This window comes from Paraburkholderia largidicola (assembly GCF_013426895.1).
GTDB lineage: Bacteria > Pseudomonadota > Gammaproteobacteria > Burkholderiales > Burkholderiaceae > Paraburkholderia > Paraburkholderia largidicola.
In genome coordinates this window covers 542740-559297 of sequence record NZ_AP023176.1, presented here as the reverse complement: position 1 = coordinate 559297, position 16558 = coordinate 542740, and the positions used below count along the sequence as shown (strand labels likewise).

Annotated in this window: 15 protein-coding genes; 8 read left to right on the top strand and 7 right to left on the bottom strand. The window is 62.7% G+C overall.

The annotated features are described in order from the left end of the window. Positions 1-99: 99 nt before the first annotated feature. The 4 genes from PPGU16_RS31185 to PPGU16_RS31170 all read left to right on the top strand — a co-directional run bounded on the left by PPGU16_RS31185 (position 100) and on the right by PPGU16_RS31170 (position 4073). Positions 100-1275, top strand: a complete 1176-nt coding sequence (locus tag PPGU16_RS31185; RefSeq protein ID WP_180726578.1) for an MFS transporter — start codon at positions 100-102, stop codon at positions 1273-1275. A 28-nt stretch (positions 1276-1303) separates the two neighbouring features. Further along, on the top strand, positions 1304-2101 hold the full coding sequence (locus PPGU16_RS31180; protein ID WP_180726577.1) for an isocitrate lyase/PEP mutase family protein: 798 nt from the start codon (positions 1304-1306) through the stop codon (positions 2099-2101). 24 nt (positions 2102-2125) lie between these two features. Beyond that, positions 2126-2866, top strand: a complete 741-nt coding sequence (locus PPGU16_RS31175) for an SDR family oxidoreductase (RefSeq protein ID WP_180727121.1) — start codon at positions 2126-2128, stop codon at positions 2864-2866. Positions 2867-3077: 211 nt separating this feature from the next. Continuing rightward, the gene (locus PPGU16_RS31170; RefSeq protein ID WP_180726576.1) at positions 3078-4073 is read left to right on the top strand and encodes an aldo/keto reductase; all 996 of its coding nucleotides are present in this window, start codon (positions 3078-3080) and stop codon (positions 4071-4073) included. Between the two features lie 48 nt (positions 4074-4121). Here the strand turns inward: PPGU16_RS31170 and PPGU16_RS31165 are convergent, their stop codons facing one another. Then, complete coding sequence (locus tag PPGU16_RS31165) at positions 4122-4532, bottom strand: VOC family protein (protein WP_180726575.1); 411 nt, start codon at positions 4530-4532, stop codon at positions 4122-4124. Beyond that, a complete protein-coding gene (locus PPGU16_RS31160; protein ID WP_180726574.1) occupies positions 4529-5068 on the bottom strand; it encodes a helix-turn-helix domain-containing protein in 540 nt (179 codons plus the stop codon). The genes PPGU16_RS31165 and PPGU16_RS31160 overlap by 4 nt, the downstream gene beginning before the upstream one ends. 174 nt (positions 5069-5242) lie before the next feature. Between PPGU16_RS31160 and PPGU16_RS31155 the strand changes: the two genes are divergently transcribed. Beyond that, complete coding sequence (locus PPGU16_RS31155; RefSeq protein ID WP_180726573.1) at positions 5243-6094, top strand: hypothetical protein; 852 nt, start codon at positions 5243-5245, stop codon at positions 6092-6094. 30 nt (positions 6095-6124) lie between these two features. Here the strand turns inward: PPGU16_RS31155 and PPGU16_RS31150 are convergent, their stop codons facing one another. After that, entirely contained in the window at positions 6125-6982 is an 858-nt protein-coding gene (locus PPGU16_RS31150) for a LysR substrate-binding domain-containing protein (protein ID WP_180726572.1), read from the bottom strand. Positions 6983-7086: 104 nt separating this feature from the next. Here PPGU16_RS31150 and PPGU16_RS31145 point away from each other — a divergent pair, with 104 nt between their 5' ends. Continuing rightward, complete coding sequence (locus tag PPGU16_RS31145) at positions 7087-8388, top strand: aspartate aminotransferase family protein (protein ID WP_180726571.1); 1302 nt, start codon at positions 7087-7089, stop codon at positions 8386-8388. A gap of 24 nt (positions 8389-8412) precedes the next feature. Here PPGU16_RS31145 and PPGU16_RS31140 read toward each other — a convergent pair whose 3' ends face one another. The 4 genes from PPGU16_RS31140 to PPGU16_RS31125 all read right to left on the bottom strand — a co-directional run bounded on the left by PPGU16_RS31140 (position 8413) and on the right by PPGU16_RS31125 (position 14253). Then, the gene (locus tag PPGU16_RS31140) at positions 8413-10029 is read right to left on the bottom strand and encodes a methyl-accepting chemotaxis protein (RefSeq protein WP_180726570.1); all 1617 of its coding nucleotides are present in this window, start codon (positions 10027-10029) and stop codon (positions 8413-8415) included. A gap of 23 nt (positions 10030-10052) precedes the next feature. After that, entirely contained in the window at positions 10053-11402 is a 1350-nt protein-coding gene (locus PPGU16_RS31135) for an MFS transporter (protein WP_180726569.1), read from the bottom strand. A 137-nt stretch (positions 11403-11539) separates the two neighbouring features. Continuing rightward, positions 11540-12922, bottom strand: coding sequence for an MFS transporter (locus tag PPGU16_RS31130; protein ID WP_180726568.1), 1383 nt, complete (start codon positions 12920-12922; stop codon positions 11540-11542). Positions 12923-13161: 239 nt separating this feature from the next. Further along, positions 13162-14253, bottom strand: coding sequence for a porin (locus PPGU16_RS31125; RefSeq protein ID WP_180726567.1), 1092 nt, complete (start codon positions 14251-14253; stop codon positions 13162-13164). 310 nt (positions 14254-14563) lie between these two features. Between PPGU16_RS31125 and PPGU16_RS31120 the strand changes: the two genes are divergently transcribed. Together PPGU16_RS31120 and PPGU16_RS31115 are read left to right on the top strand one after the other, a co-directional pair. Then, entirely contained in the window at positions 14564-15142 is a 579-nt protein-coding gene (locus tag PPGU16_RS31120; RefSeq protein ID WP_007740728.1) for a UbiX family flavin prenyltransferase, read from the top strand. A gap of 226 nt (positions 15143-15368) precedes the next feature. Next, positions 15369-16556, top strand: coding sequence for an FAD-dependent monooxygenase (locus PPGU16_RS31115; protein ID WP_180726566.1), 1188 nt, complete (start codon positions 15369-15371; stop codon positions 16554-16556). Positions 16557-16558 lie beyond the last annotated feature (2 nt).

The window sequence follows — 16558 nt, the reverse complement described above, 5'->3', positions numbered from 1 at the left end:
GGGGAACAGCTTCCTGCTTTCGGCCCGTAGTGCGATGCAGTCGGCTTCCCTATAGTTTCGTCACGAGACTTAATTCGCAATCTTTCTGGAGAAGCCGACATGGATCGCCGCCTTCTAACACTCTCACTCGGTATGTTCGCGCTGGGCACCGACAGCTTCGTCTTCGCTGGCATCCTGCCCGAAATCGCGCATTCGTTTGGCGTCAGCATCGGCGCTGCGGGCCAGCTGATCAGCGTCTACGCGCTGAGCTATGCCCTGCTCGGTCCGACCATCGCCGCGCTTGCTGCGAACGTTCCACGCAAGCGTCTGCTGCTCAGCGGCATCGGATTGTTCGTCATCGCCAATCTCGGCACCATCGTGGCGCCGAATCTCGGCATCGCATTGGCCACGCGCGCTTTCGCAGGCCTTGGCGCAGCGATGTTCTCGCCGACTGCCAGCGGAACGGGCGCGTCACTGGTGCCGCCCGAGCGTCGCGGGTACGCGTTGTCCATCATCGTGGCGGGACTGACCACCGCTACCGCGCTGGGCTCGCCCATCGGTGCCGTGATCGGCGGGCTCGCAAGCTGGCACTGGACGATGGTGCTCGTTGCCGCACTCGGTGCAGCCGCGTTTGCCGGTATCCTGGCGTTCCTGCCTGACGTGCCGTTGCCGCCCGCCATCTCGCTGCGCGAACGCCTGTCTCCGCTGACGGATTCGCGTGTCGGACTCACGCTCACGACGACTGTGCTTGCACAGATCGGCACCTTCATCATCTTCAGCTACTTCTCCGTTGTGTTCGATCGTGCGGTCGGCCACAGCGCCCTGGTGCTGGGTGGATTGCTTGTCCTCTGGGGACTCGCCGGAACGTTCTCCAACCTGCTGACAGGACGGATCCTCGACAGGATCGGTTCGCACAAAGTCGTGCTGATCAAACTCTCCATCGTTGCAATCGTCATCCTCACGATGCCGATCACGGGCGCCCATCTTTGGAGTGCAGCGATCGCGGTGACGATATGGGGCGCTTGTGCATGGGGTGTGCTGGTGCCGCAACAGTTCCGTCTCGCAAGCCTGAATCCGCCGATGACGGCCGTGCTGGTCGGTCTCAACACTTCAGCGACGTACGTGGGTGTTTCCATTGCGGGGGCGCTCGGTGCTGCTGTGATCCCGGTCATCGGCAGCCATAACCTCGGCTACCTCTCCAGCATTCCCGTGGTCATCGCGATCCTTGTCTCAGCGCTCGCGACGCGCCGCATCGCATCGTTTGCAAAAACAGCAAAAAGCGCCGTAGCAGCTTGAGTTTCCATTTCCATTCGAGGAAAAAGCAATGTCTAACGTCAATACATTTCGTCAGTTGCACGACAACTCGGTCCCGCTCCGCTTGCCGAACGCGTGGGATGCCGGAAGTGCACGTCTCATTGAATCGCTGGGTGCACCCGCCATCGCCACGACAAGCGCGGGCTTTGCCTGGGCATTGGGGTATCCGGACGGCCGCGTACTGCCTTTCGATGAGGTCGTTGGTTCTGTTCGGCGTATCGTCCGCGTGCTGAATGTGCCTTTGTCGGTGGATATCGAGAACGGCTATTCCGACAACCCAAAGACCGTTGCGGACCATGTCATGCAACTGGTGGATCTCGGCATCGCCGGCATCAATATCGAGGATGGCTCAGACCCGGCTTCGCTTCTCGCCTTGAAGATCGAGGCGATCAAGCATGCGCTGGTGAAGTCGGGTTCGGATCTTTTCGTCAACGCACGCTCCGACGTCTTTCTTGCAGGCCTCGCTGAAAAGTCGAAGCAGCCGCAAGAGTCGATTGCTCGCGGCAATCTGTATGCATCAGCCGGTGCGGACGGGCTTTTCCTTCCGGCTCTCGCGCAGTCATCCGATATCGAAACGATTGTCGGTGCGACGCGACTGCCGCTCAACGTCATGGCCGTACCAGGGCTCGCCGACGCTGCGACTCTCGGAAAGCTGGGCGTGCGGCGCCTAAGTGCGGGTAGCGGTATCTCGCAAGTCGTGCTCGGCAAGGCGAAGGCTCTCGCACAAGATTTTCTGAAGGATGGTCGTTCTGAAGCACTCGATAACGATCCCTTGCCGTATTCCGAGATTCAAAACCTTTTCGTATGACTGACGCAACACACACTGGAGTTTCTGATGGAACTTAAAGGCAAACGCGCTCTGGTCACCGGGGCAAGTCGAGGTATCGGGGCTGCAATCGCGAAGGCTTTAGCAGCAGCCGGCGCAGATGTAGCGATCACATATGAAAAGTCCGCGGATCAGGCCGCCAGCGTTGTGAAAGCAATCGAAGCGGAAGGCCGGCGCAGTATCGCAATCCAGGCGGATAGCGCACATGCATCGGCCATTCAGGCGTCCGTAGAGAAAACCGTCGAAGCATTGGGCGGACTCGATATCCTCGTGAACAACGCCGGCATTCTCCGGATGGGCGATGTCAAGGATATTTCCATCGAAGACATCGACGCGACGCTTAACGTCAATGTGCGTGCACCGATCCTGGCCGCAAAAGCCGCCATCCCTCACCTGAAGAAGGGAGGGCGAATCATTTCGATCGGTAGTTACTTTGCGGACCGCGTCCCGGCTTCGATGCTCGGCATCTATGCCGGCTCCAAGTCCGCTCTCGTTGCGTTCACCCAGGGCCTCGCGAGAGAACTCGGCCCACAAGGCATTACGGCAAATGTCGTTCAACCTGGCTCCATCGACACCGATATGAACCCGGTCGAAGGTCCGTTCGCGCCGACGCTGAAATCGCTGACGGCCACAGGCGACTACGGTAAGGGCGAAGACATCGCGCAAGCAGTGGTCTTCCTCGCGAGCGCCAACGCCAGTTACGTCACCGGCACCACGCTCACCGTCGACGGCGGCGCCAACGCTTGAGGGTCGACACGCGTGACTGCCGAAGACGGACGCGTGTCGTTCCAGCACGTGCGAGCTATCGGTGGGTCACGGGTTGACGCCTTGACTTACCGTCCGGTTTCTCGTTCAGATGTTTCGCCTCACATGACTTCAACTAGCCCTCGATGCGTGTTGGAAGCAGACTTTCGGTCAATTGCGACATAATCGAATGCCGAACCGAACGGAGGATGAGATGAACTATGTGAAGCTGGGCCGCACCGGACTCGATATCTCCCCGCTCTGCCTGGGCTGCATGACGTATGGCGTGCCCGAGCGCGGCCCACACCCGTGGACGCTGAACGAGGACGCAAGCCGCCCGCTGATCCGCCGGGCGCTGGAAGCCGGCATCAATTTCTTCGACACCGCGAACACGTATTCGGACGGCACGTCGGAAGAAATTGTTGGCCGCGCGTTGAAGGAATTCGCGCGACGCGACGAAATCGTGCTTGCGACAAAAGTATTCTTTCCGATGGGCAATCGCGCCGACGCGAAGAAGCCGAATGGATCGGGTCTGTCGCGCAAGGCGATTTTCCAGTCGATCGACGCGAGCCTGTCGCGTCTTGGCACCGACTACGTCGACCTGTACCAGATCCACCGCTGGGACTACACAACGCCCATCGAGGAAACGCTGGAGGCACTGCACGACGTCGTGAAGGCGGGCAAGGCGCGTTATATCGGCGCGTCGTCGATGTTCGCATGGCAGTTCGCGAAAGCCTTGCACGTCGCAGAGCGAAACGGCTGGACGCGTTTCGTGACGATGCAGAATCACCTGAATTTGCTGTATCGCGAGGAAGAGCGCGAGATGCTGCCGCTGTGCGCGGACGAAGGCATCGGCGTGATTCCGTGGAGCCCGCTCGCGCGCGGCCGTCTGACGCGCGACTGGGACGAGACCACCGAACGCCAGCAAACCGATTCATACGGCAACAGCCTGTACGACAAGACGGCGGATGCCGATCGTCGCGTGGTCGAAGCCGTCGCGGCGATCGCGCAGGCGCGCGGCATTCCGCGTGCGCAGGTCGCGTTGGCGTGGGTGATCGGCAAGGCGGGCGTGAGCGCGCCGATTATCGGCGCGTCGAAGCCGCAGCATCTCGACGATGCGATTGCGGCGCTCGATGTGAAGCTCACCGCGGATGAAGTGGCGTCGCTCGAAGCGCCATACGTGCCGCACGACGTGGTGGGCTTTCAGTAAGCGCCGTCCCGCTCGCGGAACGGCGGCGGCGCGGCGCGCCGGGTCTCGCTAGTCCGCGGCGGCCTGAATCATTTTCCAGCCATTGCCGGCGGGGTCGCGGAAACCCGCGTCGACGCTGCCGAAGCGTTCCACCGGCTCCTGGATGAACTCGACGCCCCGCGCTTTCAGTTGCGCATAGCTCGCGCGGCAGTCCGCCACCGAAAGCACGAGGGGCGGCATGGCGCCCTTTGCGACCATGGCGCGCAAGGTTTGAGCGGTGGCCTCGTCATGCACGGGCGGCCCGGGCGTGAACAGGCCGAGTTGAAACGATGGCTGTTCCGGATGCTGGACTGTAAGCCAGCGATAAGCGCCGTTGCGCACGTCCGTGTGGACGCGAAAGCCAAGCTTGTCGACATAGAACGCGAGCGCTTCGTCCTGATTGTCCACGTACAGCCCCACCACGTTGATTCCCTGGTTCATCGCGACATCTCCTCGGTTGGTTGCCGAAATGTACCTTTGGCCTTGCGTCGACGCTTCTCCAAAACTGCTGTCGTGAGGTCCGGCCGCTGTGCGGCCTTCAGAATGCACGCGGGCACACGGGCGAGCTGAGACCCGTTGGCGCGCGCCTCGACGCGCATCGCGCTGGGGCTTCGGCCCGTCACGTCGCGAAACGTGCGGCCGAACGTGCCGAGACTCTCCCAGCCGGTGGCGAAGGCGATTTCCGTGATGGTGAGTTCGGTGTCGCGAAGCAGCGTCGTGGCCTGCTCGATGCGCCGCGTCAGCAGGTATCGGTGCGGCGGCACGCCGAAGGCGCGCTTGAAGCAGCGCGCGAAATGAGCCGTGGACACACCGCTGATTCCAGCGAGGCGCTCGACAGGCCAGGCCTCGTGCGAGGCTGCGTCCATATGGTCTTTCGCGCGTAGCAGGCGGCGCAGCAGAGCCGGGTCCTGCAATGGGTCATCGACCGGTTCGGCCGGCGAGTGCGCGTCGAGGTCGAGGTCGGGGCTAGCAGGCATGGGTTCGGACCGGGGAACGAGAGGCTAGTGTAGGCCGAACGCCCGTACCAGCAAAGTAGCGGCTGCTTCGTGAAATGCAGCCGAGGTTCGCATCGACGCGCCCGCCATTGCTTCGAATCGAAGACCATCCATTCAAGGCAGCACGTCGCTGTTACTTTGGAAGGAGAGGTCGATATGCTCAAGAGTCGCATCACAGAAACGGGACAGCAGACGACGCTCCCCACCACGCCGACCGGCACGAAAGACGACAAGGCGACTCGCGACAATCAGACCCGACGATCCGCTCCACCGTCGCAATTCAATCCGTTGCTCGCACGAAGAGGCAGCACCAGTTCGATCTCGTCCGAAGGCTCATCGTCGAGCGACGCCGAGACATCAGGCGACGAATCGGATGCCGGCAGCATGCATTCCTTTCGCCGCACGAGCTTCTCGTCATCGGATTCGCGCGCAAGCTCGCCGAGGAACCGGTATTTCGATAGCCAGACGTCGTTGAGCGAACTCGTCAGCGACGAATTCGACGACAGGCATCTCGCCACGAGCGACGAAGATGCGAAGTCGAAAGCGAAGCAGCGGCTCACCGACCACCCCCATTTGACGAATAGCACCGTGGTCGTGCTTTCCGGCGAAGACAAAAACACACTGCGCGACGAGTTGAAGTTTCGAAACGAAACCGGGCACTTCAATATGTCGCCGTCAGGCAAGATCGAAGGCGTGGATCATCGGCTCGTCGCCACCGATCACAATCCGCCCAGCAAGCCGGGCAAGCCGGCCACCGGGCCCGTCGAGAACCACACGTTTCGAACCAATCATCCTTATCGCTTTTACAACATGAAGAAAGGCGATAGTGAGCCAGTCGAAGACAGCGGTCATCTGCTCTACAACGTGGCCGAAAACGGGCATACGCGTATCGCTTCGCATCTGACGGGTATCGATCCCGTCAATCTCGATGAGGACGGAAAGGCCACGCGAAAGCCCGGTTACGAGCAGTACTCGACCGAGCTCCGCCGCATGGCCGACGAAACGTAGGCGCGCAGTTGAAAGACCGCGCGCCACCCATCACAGCATGGGCAGCATCACCCTGATGTGCTCCGCAAACGCCGCCGTCAACAGCGACGGACGCGCCCTCGCGAACTTCAGCGAAACACCGATAGCGGGCAACGCCGGCAGCCCGGCATCCGCATTGAGCAAGCTCAGATCCGCGGGCACCGCCGTCTGCGTCATGACGGCGAATGCCTGCCCCGAGCGAACCAGCGCCGTGAGACCCGCAAGACTGCTGCTCGCATACGCGATGCGATAAGCCCTGCCCGCGCGTTGCAGCGCTTCGCGGGCCGCGATGTGATCGAGCGTGTCCGGGTCGGAGAGCGCCAGCGGCAACGGATCGAAATCCGCCGAATCCAGCCCCGGATAGCCGATCCATACGAGTTGCTCGCGTCGAATGAAGTCGTCGTGCGCGCCGCCTTCGGGCAATGAAATCATCGCGAGGTCCACCTCGCGCTTTTCCAGCCGTTCCAGCAGCCGTGGCGTAGGCCCGCACACGACTTCGACCAGCGCATGCGGATGCTGGCTGGAAAACTGCCGCAACAACGGCGGCAGAAACACGGCGGCATAATCGTCCGGACAGCCGAAGCGGATCGTTCCCGACAGCCCTTTGCCGGAGAGATCGGCCATCGCTTCATCGTGCAACCGCAAGATGCGTTGCGCGTGAATCAGCAGACGCTCCCCGGGATTGGTCAGCACCACGCCGCGGCCGGTGCGCTGAAAGAGCGGCTGATCGACGATTTCTTCGAGCCGCTTCATCTGCTGGCTCAACGCCGACTGCGTCCGGCCGACGCGGCTGGCCGCGCGGCTGAGCGCCCGCACCTCGGCGATCACGGCAAACGAGCGCAGCAGATCGATCTCAAGAGAAAGACTCAAGGTATTAGATCCTCTTCTATCTCACATTAGAACTATTCGATTCTATAAAACCAGAGAGCCGCCTAGACTGCAAGCTATTCCCACCATCGGCGAGGAGAAGCACGGTGTCCAACAACAACGACGCAACCTTCTGGCACAACGCCAGACAGCACCTGATCCGCTACGGCGGCACGTTCGAGCCGATGATCATCGAACGCGCGCAGGGCAGTTTCGTCTACGACGCGGACGGCCGCGCGATCCTCGATTTCACGTCGGGACAGATGAGCGCGGTGTTGGGGCATAGCCACCCCGAGATCGTGTCGGTGATCAGCGAGTACGCCGGCAAGCTCGACCACCTGTTCAGCGGCATGCTCTCGCGCCCGGTCGTCGATCTGGCGACCCGGCTCGCCGACATCACGCCCGATGGGCTCGACCGCGCGCTGTTGCTCAGCACGGGCGCGGAATCGAACGAAGCGGCCATTCGCATGGCGAAGCTGGTCACCGGCAAGTACGAAATTGTCGGCTTTGCGCAGTCCTGGCACGGCATGACGGGCGCCGCCGCGTCCGCCACCTATAGCGCGGGCCGCAAGGGCGTCGGTCCCGCTGCCGTGGGCTCGTTCGCGATCCCCGCGCCGTTTCTGTACCGGCCGCGCTTCGAGCGCGACGGCCATTACGATTACCTCGCCGAACTCGACTATGCGTTCGATCTGATCGATCGTCAGTCGAGCGGCAATCTCGCGGCCTTTATCGCCGAGCCGATCCTCAGTTCGGGCGGCATCATCGAATTACCCGAAGGCTACATGGCGGCACTCAAGCGCAAATGCGAAGAGCGCGGCATGCTGCTGATTCTCGACGAAGCGCAAACGGGCGTCGGCCGCACGGGCACGATGTTCGCCTGCCAGCGCGACGGCGTCACGCCCGACATCCTCACGCTGTCGAAGACGCTCGGCGCCGGGTTGCCGCTCGCGGCCATCGTGACGTCCGCGCAAATCGAAGAGCGCGCGCACGAACTCGGCTACCTGTTCTACACCACGCACGTCTCCGATCCGCTGCCTGCCGCAGTCGGTTTGCGGGTGCTCGACGTGGTTCAGCGTGAAGGACTGGTCGCGCGGGCCAATGTCATGGGCGAGCGGCTCAAACACGGGCTGCTCGATCTGATGGAGCGCTTCGAATGCATCGGCGACGTGCGCGGGCGCGGCTTGCTGCTGGGCATGGAGATCGTCAAGGACCGCCGCACGAAAGAACCCGCCGATGGACTCGGCGCGAAGATCACGCGCGAGTGCATGAATCTCGGGCTCAGCATGAACATCGTGCAGCTGCCCGGCATGGGCGGCGTGTTCCGGATCGCGCCGCCGTTGACGGTGGCCGAGGAAGAGATCGATCTGGGACTCGAGTTGCTGGGGGAAGCGATCCGGCGCTCGATGTAATTCGTCGCGCGCGGTTCACGCGCGTCACGCCACGCCGCCCACCCGGAACACCGCGACCTGCCGCGTCAGGTCGCGTGACTGCTCGTCGAGCAGTTGAGCGGCTGCGCTGGCCTGTTCGACGAGCGCCGCGTTCTGCTGCGTGATCGCGCCCATCATGCCGAGCGCCGCATCCACCTGCTCGATCCCGGTGCGTTGTTCTTCGGCGTCGGCGGCGATGCCGCTCATCATTTCCCTGAAACGACCGGCTGCATCGAGCACGGCCCGGATCGACTGTTCGGCATCGGCGACGAGCGTCGAGCCGTCCGCCGCCGCGCCCACGGAATCCGCCACCAGCACGCCGATTTCCCTCGCAGCCGTCGACGCATGCTGCGCAAGCGAACGCACTTCGGACGCGACGACGGCAAAGCCCCGTCCGTGCACGCCCGCTCGCGCCGCTTCCACTGCGGCATTCAACGCGAGGATGTTGGTCTGAAACGCAATGCCCTCGATGATCCCCGTGATATCCGCGATCTTGCGTGAACTCGCCTGGATGCGCGCCATCGTGCTGCTCACCTGATCGACGGCGACATTGCCTTCGTTTGCCGCACTCGCCACTTCGTCGGCGATCGCGTAGGCGTCGTGCGCGCGCGCCGCGTTCTGCCGCACGGTGTCGGTCAGTCCGCTCATGCTTGCCGCCGTCTGTTCGAGCGAGGCGGCCTGCTCTTCCGTACGCGACGACAGATCGAGCGTGCCTGCCGCGATTTCGCCGACCGCCGTGCCAATCGATTCGCAGCTATCGCGCACGGCCGTCACGGTGTGCGATAACCGGACCTGCATCTGCCGCAGACCGTCGAGCAACTGTCCCATTTCATCGGCGCGATGACGTGGAATCGCGCGGCTGAGATCGCCTGCGGCGATCGCGTCGAAGTGCGTCAGCGCGTCGCCGAGCGGCGCCATGATCGCGCGGCGCAGCGAGCGCCAGCTGAACGCCGCCGCCGCGACGCCGAACACGATCATCGCCGACGACACCACGACGAACAGCCTGAAATAGCGCTCCGCGTCGTCGTAGCTGCGCTTCGCGTTCGCATAGAGTGCACGCTTGAGCACGTCGTTGGCGGCGCTCATGTCGTTGAACAGCCCGCTCAGCTGCAACGTGCCGATGCGCTCGGCGCTCGCGCGGTCGCCCGCTTTCAGCGCATCGAGAAATGCACCCATCGCACGGCGCAGCGCGTCGCGGCGCTGGCCGGCTGCGTCGATCAACGCAGCCTCACCCGCTTCGTGCACGCCCGCGACGAAGCTGCGCCACTCCTCGTCCGACTGCACGAAGAAGCCGTCGGCATGACGAATCTGTTCCGCGGCACGCGCGGCATCCGCCTGAGCCATCGCGCCGCCGAGCACGAGCCGCGTGCGCGCGATCAGCAATTCGGCGTTGCCGATATGCATGGCCGCTGTCAGCTTGTTCTCGTAGGTATCGCGATTGGCGCGGTTCGCGCGCCACGCGCCCGTCAACCCGAGCACGCCGATGGCCGTCATCAGCAAGGCCAGCAGCGCCATCGTCAACACGATGCGCTGCTGCAGCGACACCGTCTTGCGCCGTGCCTCAGGTGCTGCGGCAAAAGAGGACGTGAGCGCGGCGGGATCGGCGGTGAGAGTGGAAAGCATCGTATGAACCCTTGACTGAGCGATCACGCGATCGACTGGCTTGCGGCGCGTCGCCGGTTCCAACCCAGCCACACCGACAGCAACGCGATGAACACGAAAACTCCCGACACGTTCAGGAACAACTGTGCAACGGGCAAATGCATCGCCAGCAGCACGCCGCCGAGCACCGAACCGACGACCGACCCGAGCTTGCCGACACCGATAGCGGACCCCACGCCCGCTGAGCGCAGCGTCGTCGGATAGAGCATGCCCGCCACGGCATAGAGCGCGAACTGACAGCCGATCACGCACACGCCGCTCATGAACGACGCGCCATACAGCCAGAGTGCGGGCATCGGCATGCCGAGCGAGATGCACACGGGAAGCCCCAGCATCGCCAGCAACAGGATCACCGCGACCCCGTAGCGGTCCACGCAGCGACTCAACGCGAGCGCGCCGACCGTGCCGCCCACCGGGAACATCATCGCGGCCTTTGCTGCCTGGCCCGCTGGCAGTGCGCTCATGCTGAAGAGAATCGGCAGCCAGTTCTGCAGAAAATGCAGCGCGAGCGAGTTCAGCACGAACAGCACCCACAGCAGCGGCGTCACACGGGCGAGGCCGTTGCTGAACAAAGCAAGCGGCGTCGCGCGCACACGCTTTTCATCGTCGACGACGTAGCGCACGTCCGCGCCGCCTTGTTCGATACGCGGGTCGAGCCGGCCCACGATGCGCGCAATGTGCCGCACCGCGCGGCCATTGAGTATCAGAAAGCGAACCGATTCCGGCAACAGCCAGACCGACGCGACGGCGACCACCACGGCCGCCACGCCGCCGACTTCGAACAGCACGGGCCAGCCGTAACGCGGCAGCAGCCACGATGCGATTGCGCCGCCGCCACCCGCGCCGATCGAAAAGCCCGAGAACATCAGCGTGATCCACGTCGCGCGGCGGGCCTTCGGCGCGTATTCGGACACGAGCGCAACCGTATTCGGCACAACGCCGCCCATGCCGATGCCCGCGAAGAATCGAAGCACGGTCAACTGATCCAGCGACGTCGCGTCACTGCATGCATACGTCAGGATGCCGAACCACAGCGAGCCGTAAATGATCGTGAGCCGCCGTCCGATGCGATCGCCGATAAAGCCGAGCAGCAACGAACCGACGAGCACGCCGAACAGGCCGACACCGAACACATGGCCGAAACCCGCGGCATCCACGTGCCACGCGCGAATCAAGGTCGGCGCCGCATACGCTGCGGCGACCTGATCGTAGCCGTCGATCAGTACGATCAGAAAACACCACGCGATCAGGCACAACGAGAAGCCGCGCAGCTTTTGCCGTTCGATGAGCGCGGTCACGTCGATGGTGCGAGTGGTCTGCGAGACGGTATTCATCGCTGTTTTATCCAGGAAGATCGCATCGGGCCGGGAAGACGAGCTGGGACGGCCGGACGCCGGCTCGCTGAAGCGAGCCCGACATCAGGCATCGACAAGCTTGAAAAGACGAGCGTGTTGCCAGCCGCGCGCGGCGATCAGGAATCGCCCAACGCGGAGCGCATCTTGATGGCGGTGTTGTCCTTGCTGTGCTCATCGCCGAATCGCGCCCTGTAGAGCACGGCCAGCACCGTCGAAAAGACGGTCGCGACGAGAAACAGGCCGGATGCTGCGTAAAACATCTGCGCGAACGGCAGATGCATCGACAGCAGAATGCCGCCGATCACAGGCCCGGACACGGAGCCGATCTTGCCGACCGAGATCGCGCTGCCCACGCCCGCCGAGCGGAACGACGTCGGATAGATCATGCCCGCGACCGCGTACAGCCCGTACTGCGCGCCGACTACGCAGAAGCCCGTCGCGAACACCGCGAACATCAGCCACGCTTCGGACATGCCGTGCCCCAGCAACGCAACGACGGGACAGCCGATCGCCGGCAGCGAGATGATGGCCAGCACACCATGACGATCGACGAAGCGGCACAGGATCAGCCCGCCGAGCACGCCACCCACCGAGAACATCGTCGTGATGAGGCCCGCGCTTTGCGGATTGATGCCAACGCCTTCCATCAGGATCGGCAACCAGTTCTGCAGGAAATACAGCGCCATCGAATTGACGATGAAGACGATCCACAACAGCGGCGTGATGGCGCGCAGGCCGTCGGAGAAGATCAGCTTGAGCACGAAGCGCTTTTTCTCCTGCACTTCGCCGGGCACGAATTGCGCGTCCGCAGGTAGTGCAATGTCGGGACGCAGACGCGCGACCAGCTTGCGCACCGTTTCGATGCTGCGCTCTCGCACGACCAGCAGCTTTGCCGATTCCGGCAACATGACGATCAGCAGCAGCGCCACCGCGAGCGAGCCGACGCCGCCCACGACGAACATCACGGGCCAGCCGTAGCGATGAATCAACGCCGACGAAACCAGACCGCCCGAACCCGCGCCGATCGAGAAACCGGAGAACATCAGCGTGACCCACGTCGCACGCAAACGCTTGGGCGCATATTCGGCCACCAGCGCAACCGAATTGGGCACCACGCCGCCCATGCCCAGCCCCGCGATGAAGCGCAGCAGCATCAGTTCCGGCAACGACGTCGCCCACACGGACACCAGCGTCAGCAGCCCGAAGAACAGACTGCCCGACACGATGGCCCGCTTGCGGCCGAAGCGGTCGCCGAAATAGCCGAAGATGAACGATCCGATCAGCGTGCCGAACAGCCCCGCGCCGAAGACAGGACCGAAACCGCCGCGCGCGACGTGCCACTCCTTGATGATCGCGGGCGCCGCGAACGACACGGCCGTCTGGTCGTAGCCGTCCATCAGCATGATCAGGAAACACCAGAACAGCAGGCCAACGGCGAAACGTCCTGTTTTTTGCTCTTCGATGAGAGTCGATATGTTGAATGTGCGGTCTGCTTGCATGTGCGTTCCAATGTGCCTGATCGGCCGGCAACGCGTTTGCTGTGCGCCGCCGCCCCGTGCTGCGTTCCTTTGGCGCCGCCGCCGGGAGCCTCAATATACGGCCCGCCGGCAAGCGACAGAATCAAAAAATCTCGATGATCAGATCGAAAAAAGTGAAGAAAGCCCTACCCCGTTGCCCTTCCCGCTCCTTCACCCGCTACACCGACGTCCTCACGCCATATCGCCTCCCGCCGCACGCATCAGAACATGTGATTGATACCGATGCGTCCAACCGTCTGCGCGCTCGAACTCGACGGCTGGTAGCCGAACTGCTCGGCCTTGGCGCCCGTACCCGACGCGCGCTGCAAGCCGACGCCCCCGTAAATCTGCGTGCTCTTCGACAGGTAATGGGTCAGAAACAGGTTGTACTGGTTGTACGTCAGCCCTTCGAACATCGAACGGTTGTACGAGATGCCCAGCACGTAGAAGCGCTTGCCGCCGCTCAGATCGATGTTCACGCCGACCTGGTAGTTGCGCTCGGTCACCGAGCCCTGCGGATCTTCGAGCTTCACGTCGGTAAACGTGGCGTGCGGGATGAAATCGCCGACCGAAACCGAGCCGCCGACGGCAATCGTACTGTACCGTTCCGCGTTGAAAAGCACGCCCTGCTTCAGCGTCTGACCGAGCACCGACGTCACGCCGAACGTGCCGAACAGGTCCGCGGTACGGTTGTGCGACATCGAATACGCCGCGCCCAGTTTCACGATGCCATTCTGGTAGCGCGCGCCGATGCTGTACTGGCGACCGTCGCTGAAGTTGGTCTGATTGCCGAAGCTGTTCATCACGCCGGCCTGAAAGCCGTAGAAATCGATCGTCTCGTACTTCACCGAGTTGTCGAGCGCGCGGGTGTTCGCGAGTCCGTCCAGATTGCCGACCGTATAGAACGACGAGATGCCCGGCACCGAGTTGTTCAGTCCGCCGACATATTCGTATACGTAGTCGGGAATGTGGCCGAGGCTCAGCGAGCCGAACCGGTCGTTCGAAATGCCCACGTACGCATCGCGATTGAAGAAGCTCGTCGGATTGATCTGCGCGCCCGTGTTGGTCAGGAAGCCCGATTCGAGCCGTGCGAACACCGTGTTGCCGCCGCCGATATCCTCCTTGATCAAAAAGCCGAAGCGGTCCGGCGTGCGCTTGCCCGCCGATTCCTGATACAGATGCGCGCCGCGCGAGTTCGAAACGAAATCGACGCCGACGTCGATGCTCCCGTACAGCGTCACCGATGACTGCGCGAACGCGGGGCAACTCAGCGCGACCGCACAGCCGCCTAACAGCAGACTCGTCGTTTTCAACCAGTGTCTCCAATGTCTTTATTGTCGCCAGCCGGCTGCGTGCCGGCTGATCCCCATCTGGCGAGTGCGGTGAATCCGTACCCGGATGCCCGTGGTCTGCCATATGTTGCCGAGAGTGTATCCAACGTATTTACGGCTTTGAATCGCGAATTATTTATCAACCAATCGAACAAAACGAACAAAGCTTTTAATGGATCGGTAAAAACACCAGGAGCAGGGATTAAATCGCCCTTTACGCTTCTTTTAGCAGAAACCCGGTGCTAACATCCGCCGCGTCACGCGAACCAGAATTGGCATTCGGGAGAGTCTTATGGATATGAGAGGCATGCCGCCCCGGCGCATGGTGGTCGGCATCAGCGGCGCGTCGGGCGTTATTTACGGTGTACGGCTGCTGCAACTGCTGCGCAAGCTCGACATCGAAACGCACCTCGTGATGAGCCGCTCCGCGCAGGTCACGCTCGCGCACGAGTCGGACTACAACGTCGCCGACATCCGCGCGATGGCGAGCGTCTGCCATTCGAACACCGATATCGGCGCGTCCATTTCGAGCGGCTCGTTCCCCGTGATGGGCATGATCGTCGCGCCCTGTTCCATCAAGACCTTGTCGGAGATCGCCACGGGCATGACGGCGGGCCTGCTGTCGCGGGCCGCCGACGTCGCGCTGAAGGAGCGCCGCAGGCTCGTGCTGATGGTGCGCGAAACGCCGCTGCACCTGGGCCACCTGCGCAGCATGACGGCCGTCACGGAAGCGGGCGCGATCGTCTATCCGCCCGTGCCCGCCTTCTACGCGAACCCGGAATCGCTGACCGACATGGTCGACCACACGCTCGGCCGCGTGCTCGATCTGTTCGGACTGGACACCGCGACGGTGCAACGCTGGGGCATGTGAACGCGCAACGATCCGCTTTCTTCCGCCGATAAAGGGTTTATCCCAGGCATCTGCGAATTATCAAATTTCATTGATGATCCATTCGGATTAATTTGCTTCTTTCGCGCGATTCGCTGATTTAAAGTGATTTCCGATTTCACCGGGTTAGTCACTCACAAATATTATCGATTGATTGATAAGCAACGTCGATAAAACGCGCCCATTACGAAAGAGGTCGAATCGTCGAATGAAGATAGTTATTGCAGGCGCCGGTATCGGCGGATTGACGGCTGCGGCCGCGCTATTGAAAAAAGGTTTCGATGTCACGGTGTTCGAACAGGCGCAGGCGCTCAAGGAAATCGGCGCGGGCGTGCAGCTGAGTCCGAATGCGACGCGCGTGCTGTTCCGGCTGGGCGTCGGGGATGCGCTCGAAGGTCTGGCATGCGAACCGCTCGGCAAGCGCGTGCGGCTCTGGAACACGGGCCAGACCTGGCGCCTCTTCGATCTCGGCGCGGAATCCCGCGAGACCTACGGCTTCCCCTATTTCACGCTGCATCGCGCCGACCTGCATGAAAAACTCGCCGACGTCGTGCGCGCGCTCAAGCCCGACGCGATCCGGCTCAATCACAAGGTGGAAAGCTTCTCGCAGCAGAACGGCAAGGTCGTCGTGCAGGCAGTCAGCGGCGAAACCTGCGAAGGCGATCTGCTGATCGGCGCGGATGGTGTGCACTCGCGCGTGCGCCGCGCGCTGTTCGGTCCCGACGAGCCGGTCTTTTCCGGCGTGATGGCGTGGCGCGGCGTGATCGACGCGTCGAAGCTTCCCGAACATTTGCGCGAGTCGTACGGCGCGAACTGGGTCGGCCCGGGCGCGCACGTGATCCACTATCCGCTGCGCGGCAGCACGCTGATCAACTTTGTCGGCGCTATCGAAAAATCCGGCTGGCAGGTCGAATCGTGGTCCGAGCGCGGCACGCTCGAAGAATGTCTCGCCGATTTCGACGGCTGGCACGAAGACGTGCGCACGCTGATCTCGGCCATCGACATTCCGTACAAGTGGGCGCTGATGGTGCGCGAGCCGATGGCGCGCTGGAGCCACGGCCACGCCACGCTGCTCGGCGATGCCTGTCATCCCACTCTGCCGTTTCTCGCACAGGGCGCGGGCATGGCGATCGAAGACGGCTATCTGCTCGCGCGCTGCCTCGAACGTTACGCCGACGATATCCCCCTCGCGCTGCAACGCTACGAAGCCCTGCGGCTCGACCGCACGGCGCGCGTGGTGCGCGGCTCCGCAGCGAATGCGACGCGCTTTCACAATCCGCAGCTCGCGCATGCGGAAGGCGCAGCCGCTTATGTGGATCGCGAATGGAGCGAAGAGCGCGTGAAAGAGCGCTACAACTGGCTGTTCGAATACGACGTCGACAGCGTCGAAGTCTGATA

What these genes read in the sequence shown, in the direction of transcription:
- PPGU16_RS31185 (WP_180726578.1), top strand. Translation starts at nt 100, where the DNA reads ATGGATCGCCGCCTTCTAACACTCTCACTCGGTATGTTCGCGCTGGGC.
- PPGU16_RS31180 (WP_180726577.1), top strand. Translation starts at nt 1,304, where the DNA reads ATGTCTAACGTCAATACATTTCGTCAGTTGCACGACAACTCGGTCCCG.
- PPGU16_RS31170 (WP_180726576.1), top strand. Translation starts at nt 3,078, where the DNA reads ATGAACTATGTGAAGCTGGGCCGCACCGGACTCGATATCTCCCCGCTC.
- PPGU16_RS31165 (WP_180726575.1), bottom strand. Translation starts at nt 4,532, where the DNA reads ATGAACCAGGGAATCAACGTGGTGGGGCTGTACGTGGACAATCAGGAC.
- PPGU16_RS31160 (WP_180726574.1), bottom strand. Translation starts at nt 5,068, where the DNA reads ATGCCTGCTAGCCCCGACCTCGACCTCGACGCGCACTCGCCGGCCGAA.
- PPGU16_RS31155 (WP_180726573.1), top strand. Translation starts at nt 5,243, where the DNA reads ATGCTCAAGAGTCGCATCACAGAAACGGGACAGCAGACGACGCTCCCC.
- PPGU16_RS31140 (WP_180726570.1), bottom strand. Translation starts at nt 10,029, where the DNA reads ATGCTTTCCACTCTCACCGCCGATCCCGCCGCGCTCACGTCCTCTTTT.
- PPGU16_RS31135 (WP_180726569.1), bottom strand. Translation starts at nt 11,402, where the DNA reads ATGAATACCGTCTCGCAGACCACTCGCACCATCGACGTGACCGCGCTC.
- PPGU16_RS31130 (WP_180726568.1), bottom strand. Translation starts at nt 12,922, where the DNA reads ATGCAAGCAGACCGCACATTCAACATATCGACTCTCATCGAAGAGCAA.
- PPGU16_RS31120 (WP_007740728.1), top strand. Translation starts at nt 14,564, where the DNA reads ATGGATATGAGAGGCATGCCGCCCCGGCGCATGGTGGTCGGCATCAGC.
- PPGU16_RS31115 (WP_180726566.1), top strand. Translation starts at nt 15,369, where the DNA reads ATGAAGATAGTTATTGCAGGCGCCGGTATCGGCGGATTGACGGCTGCG.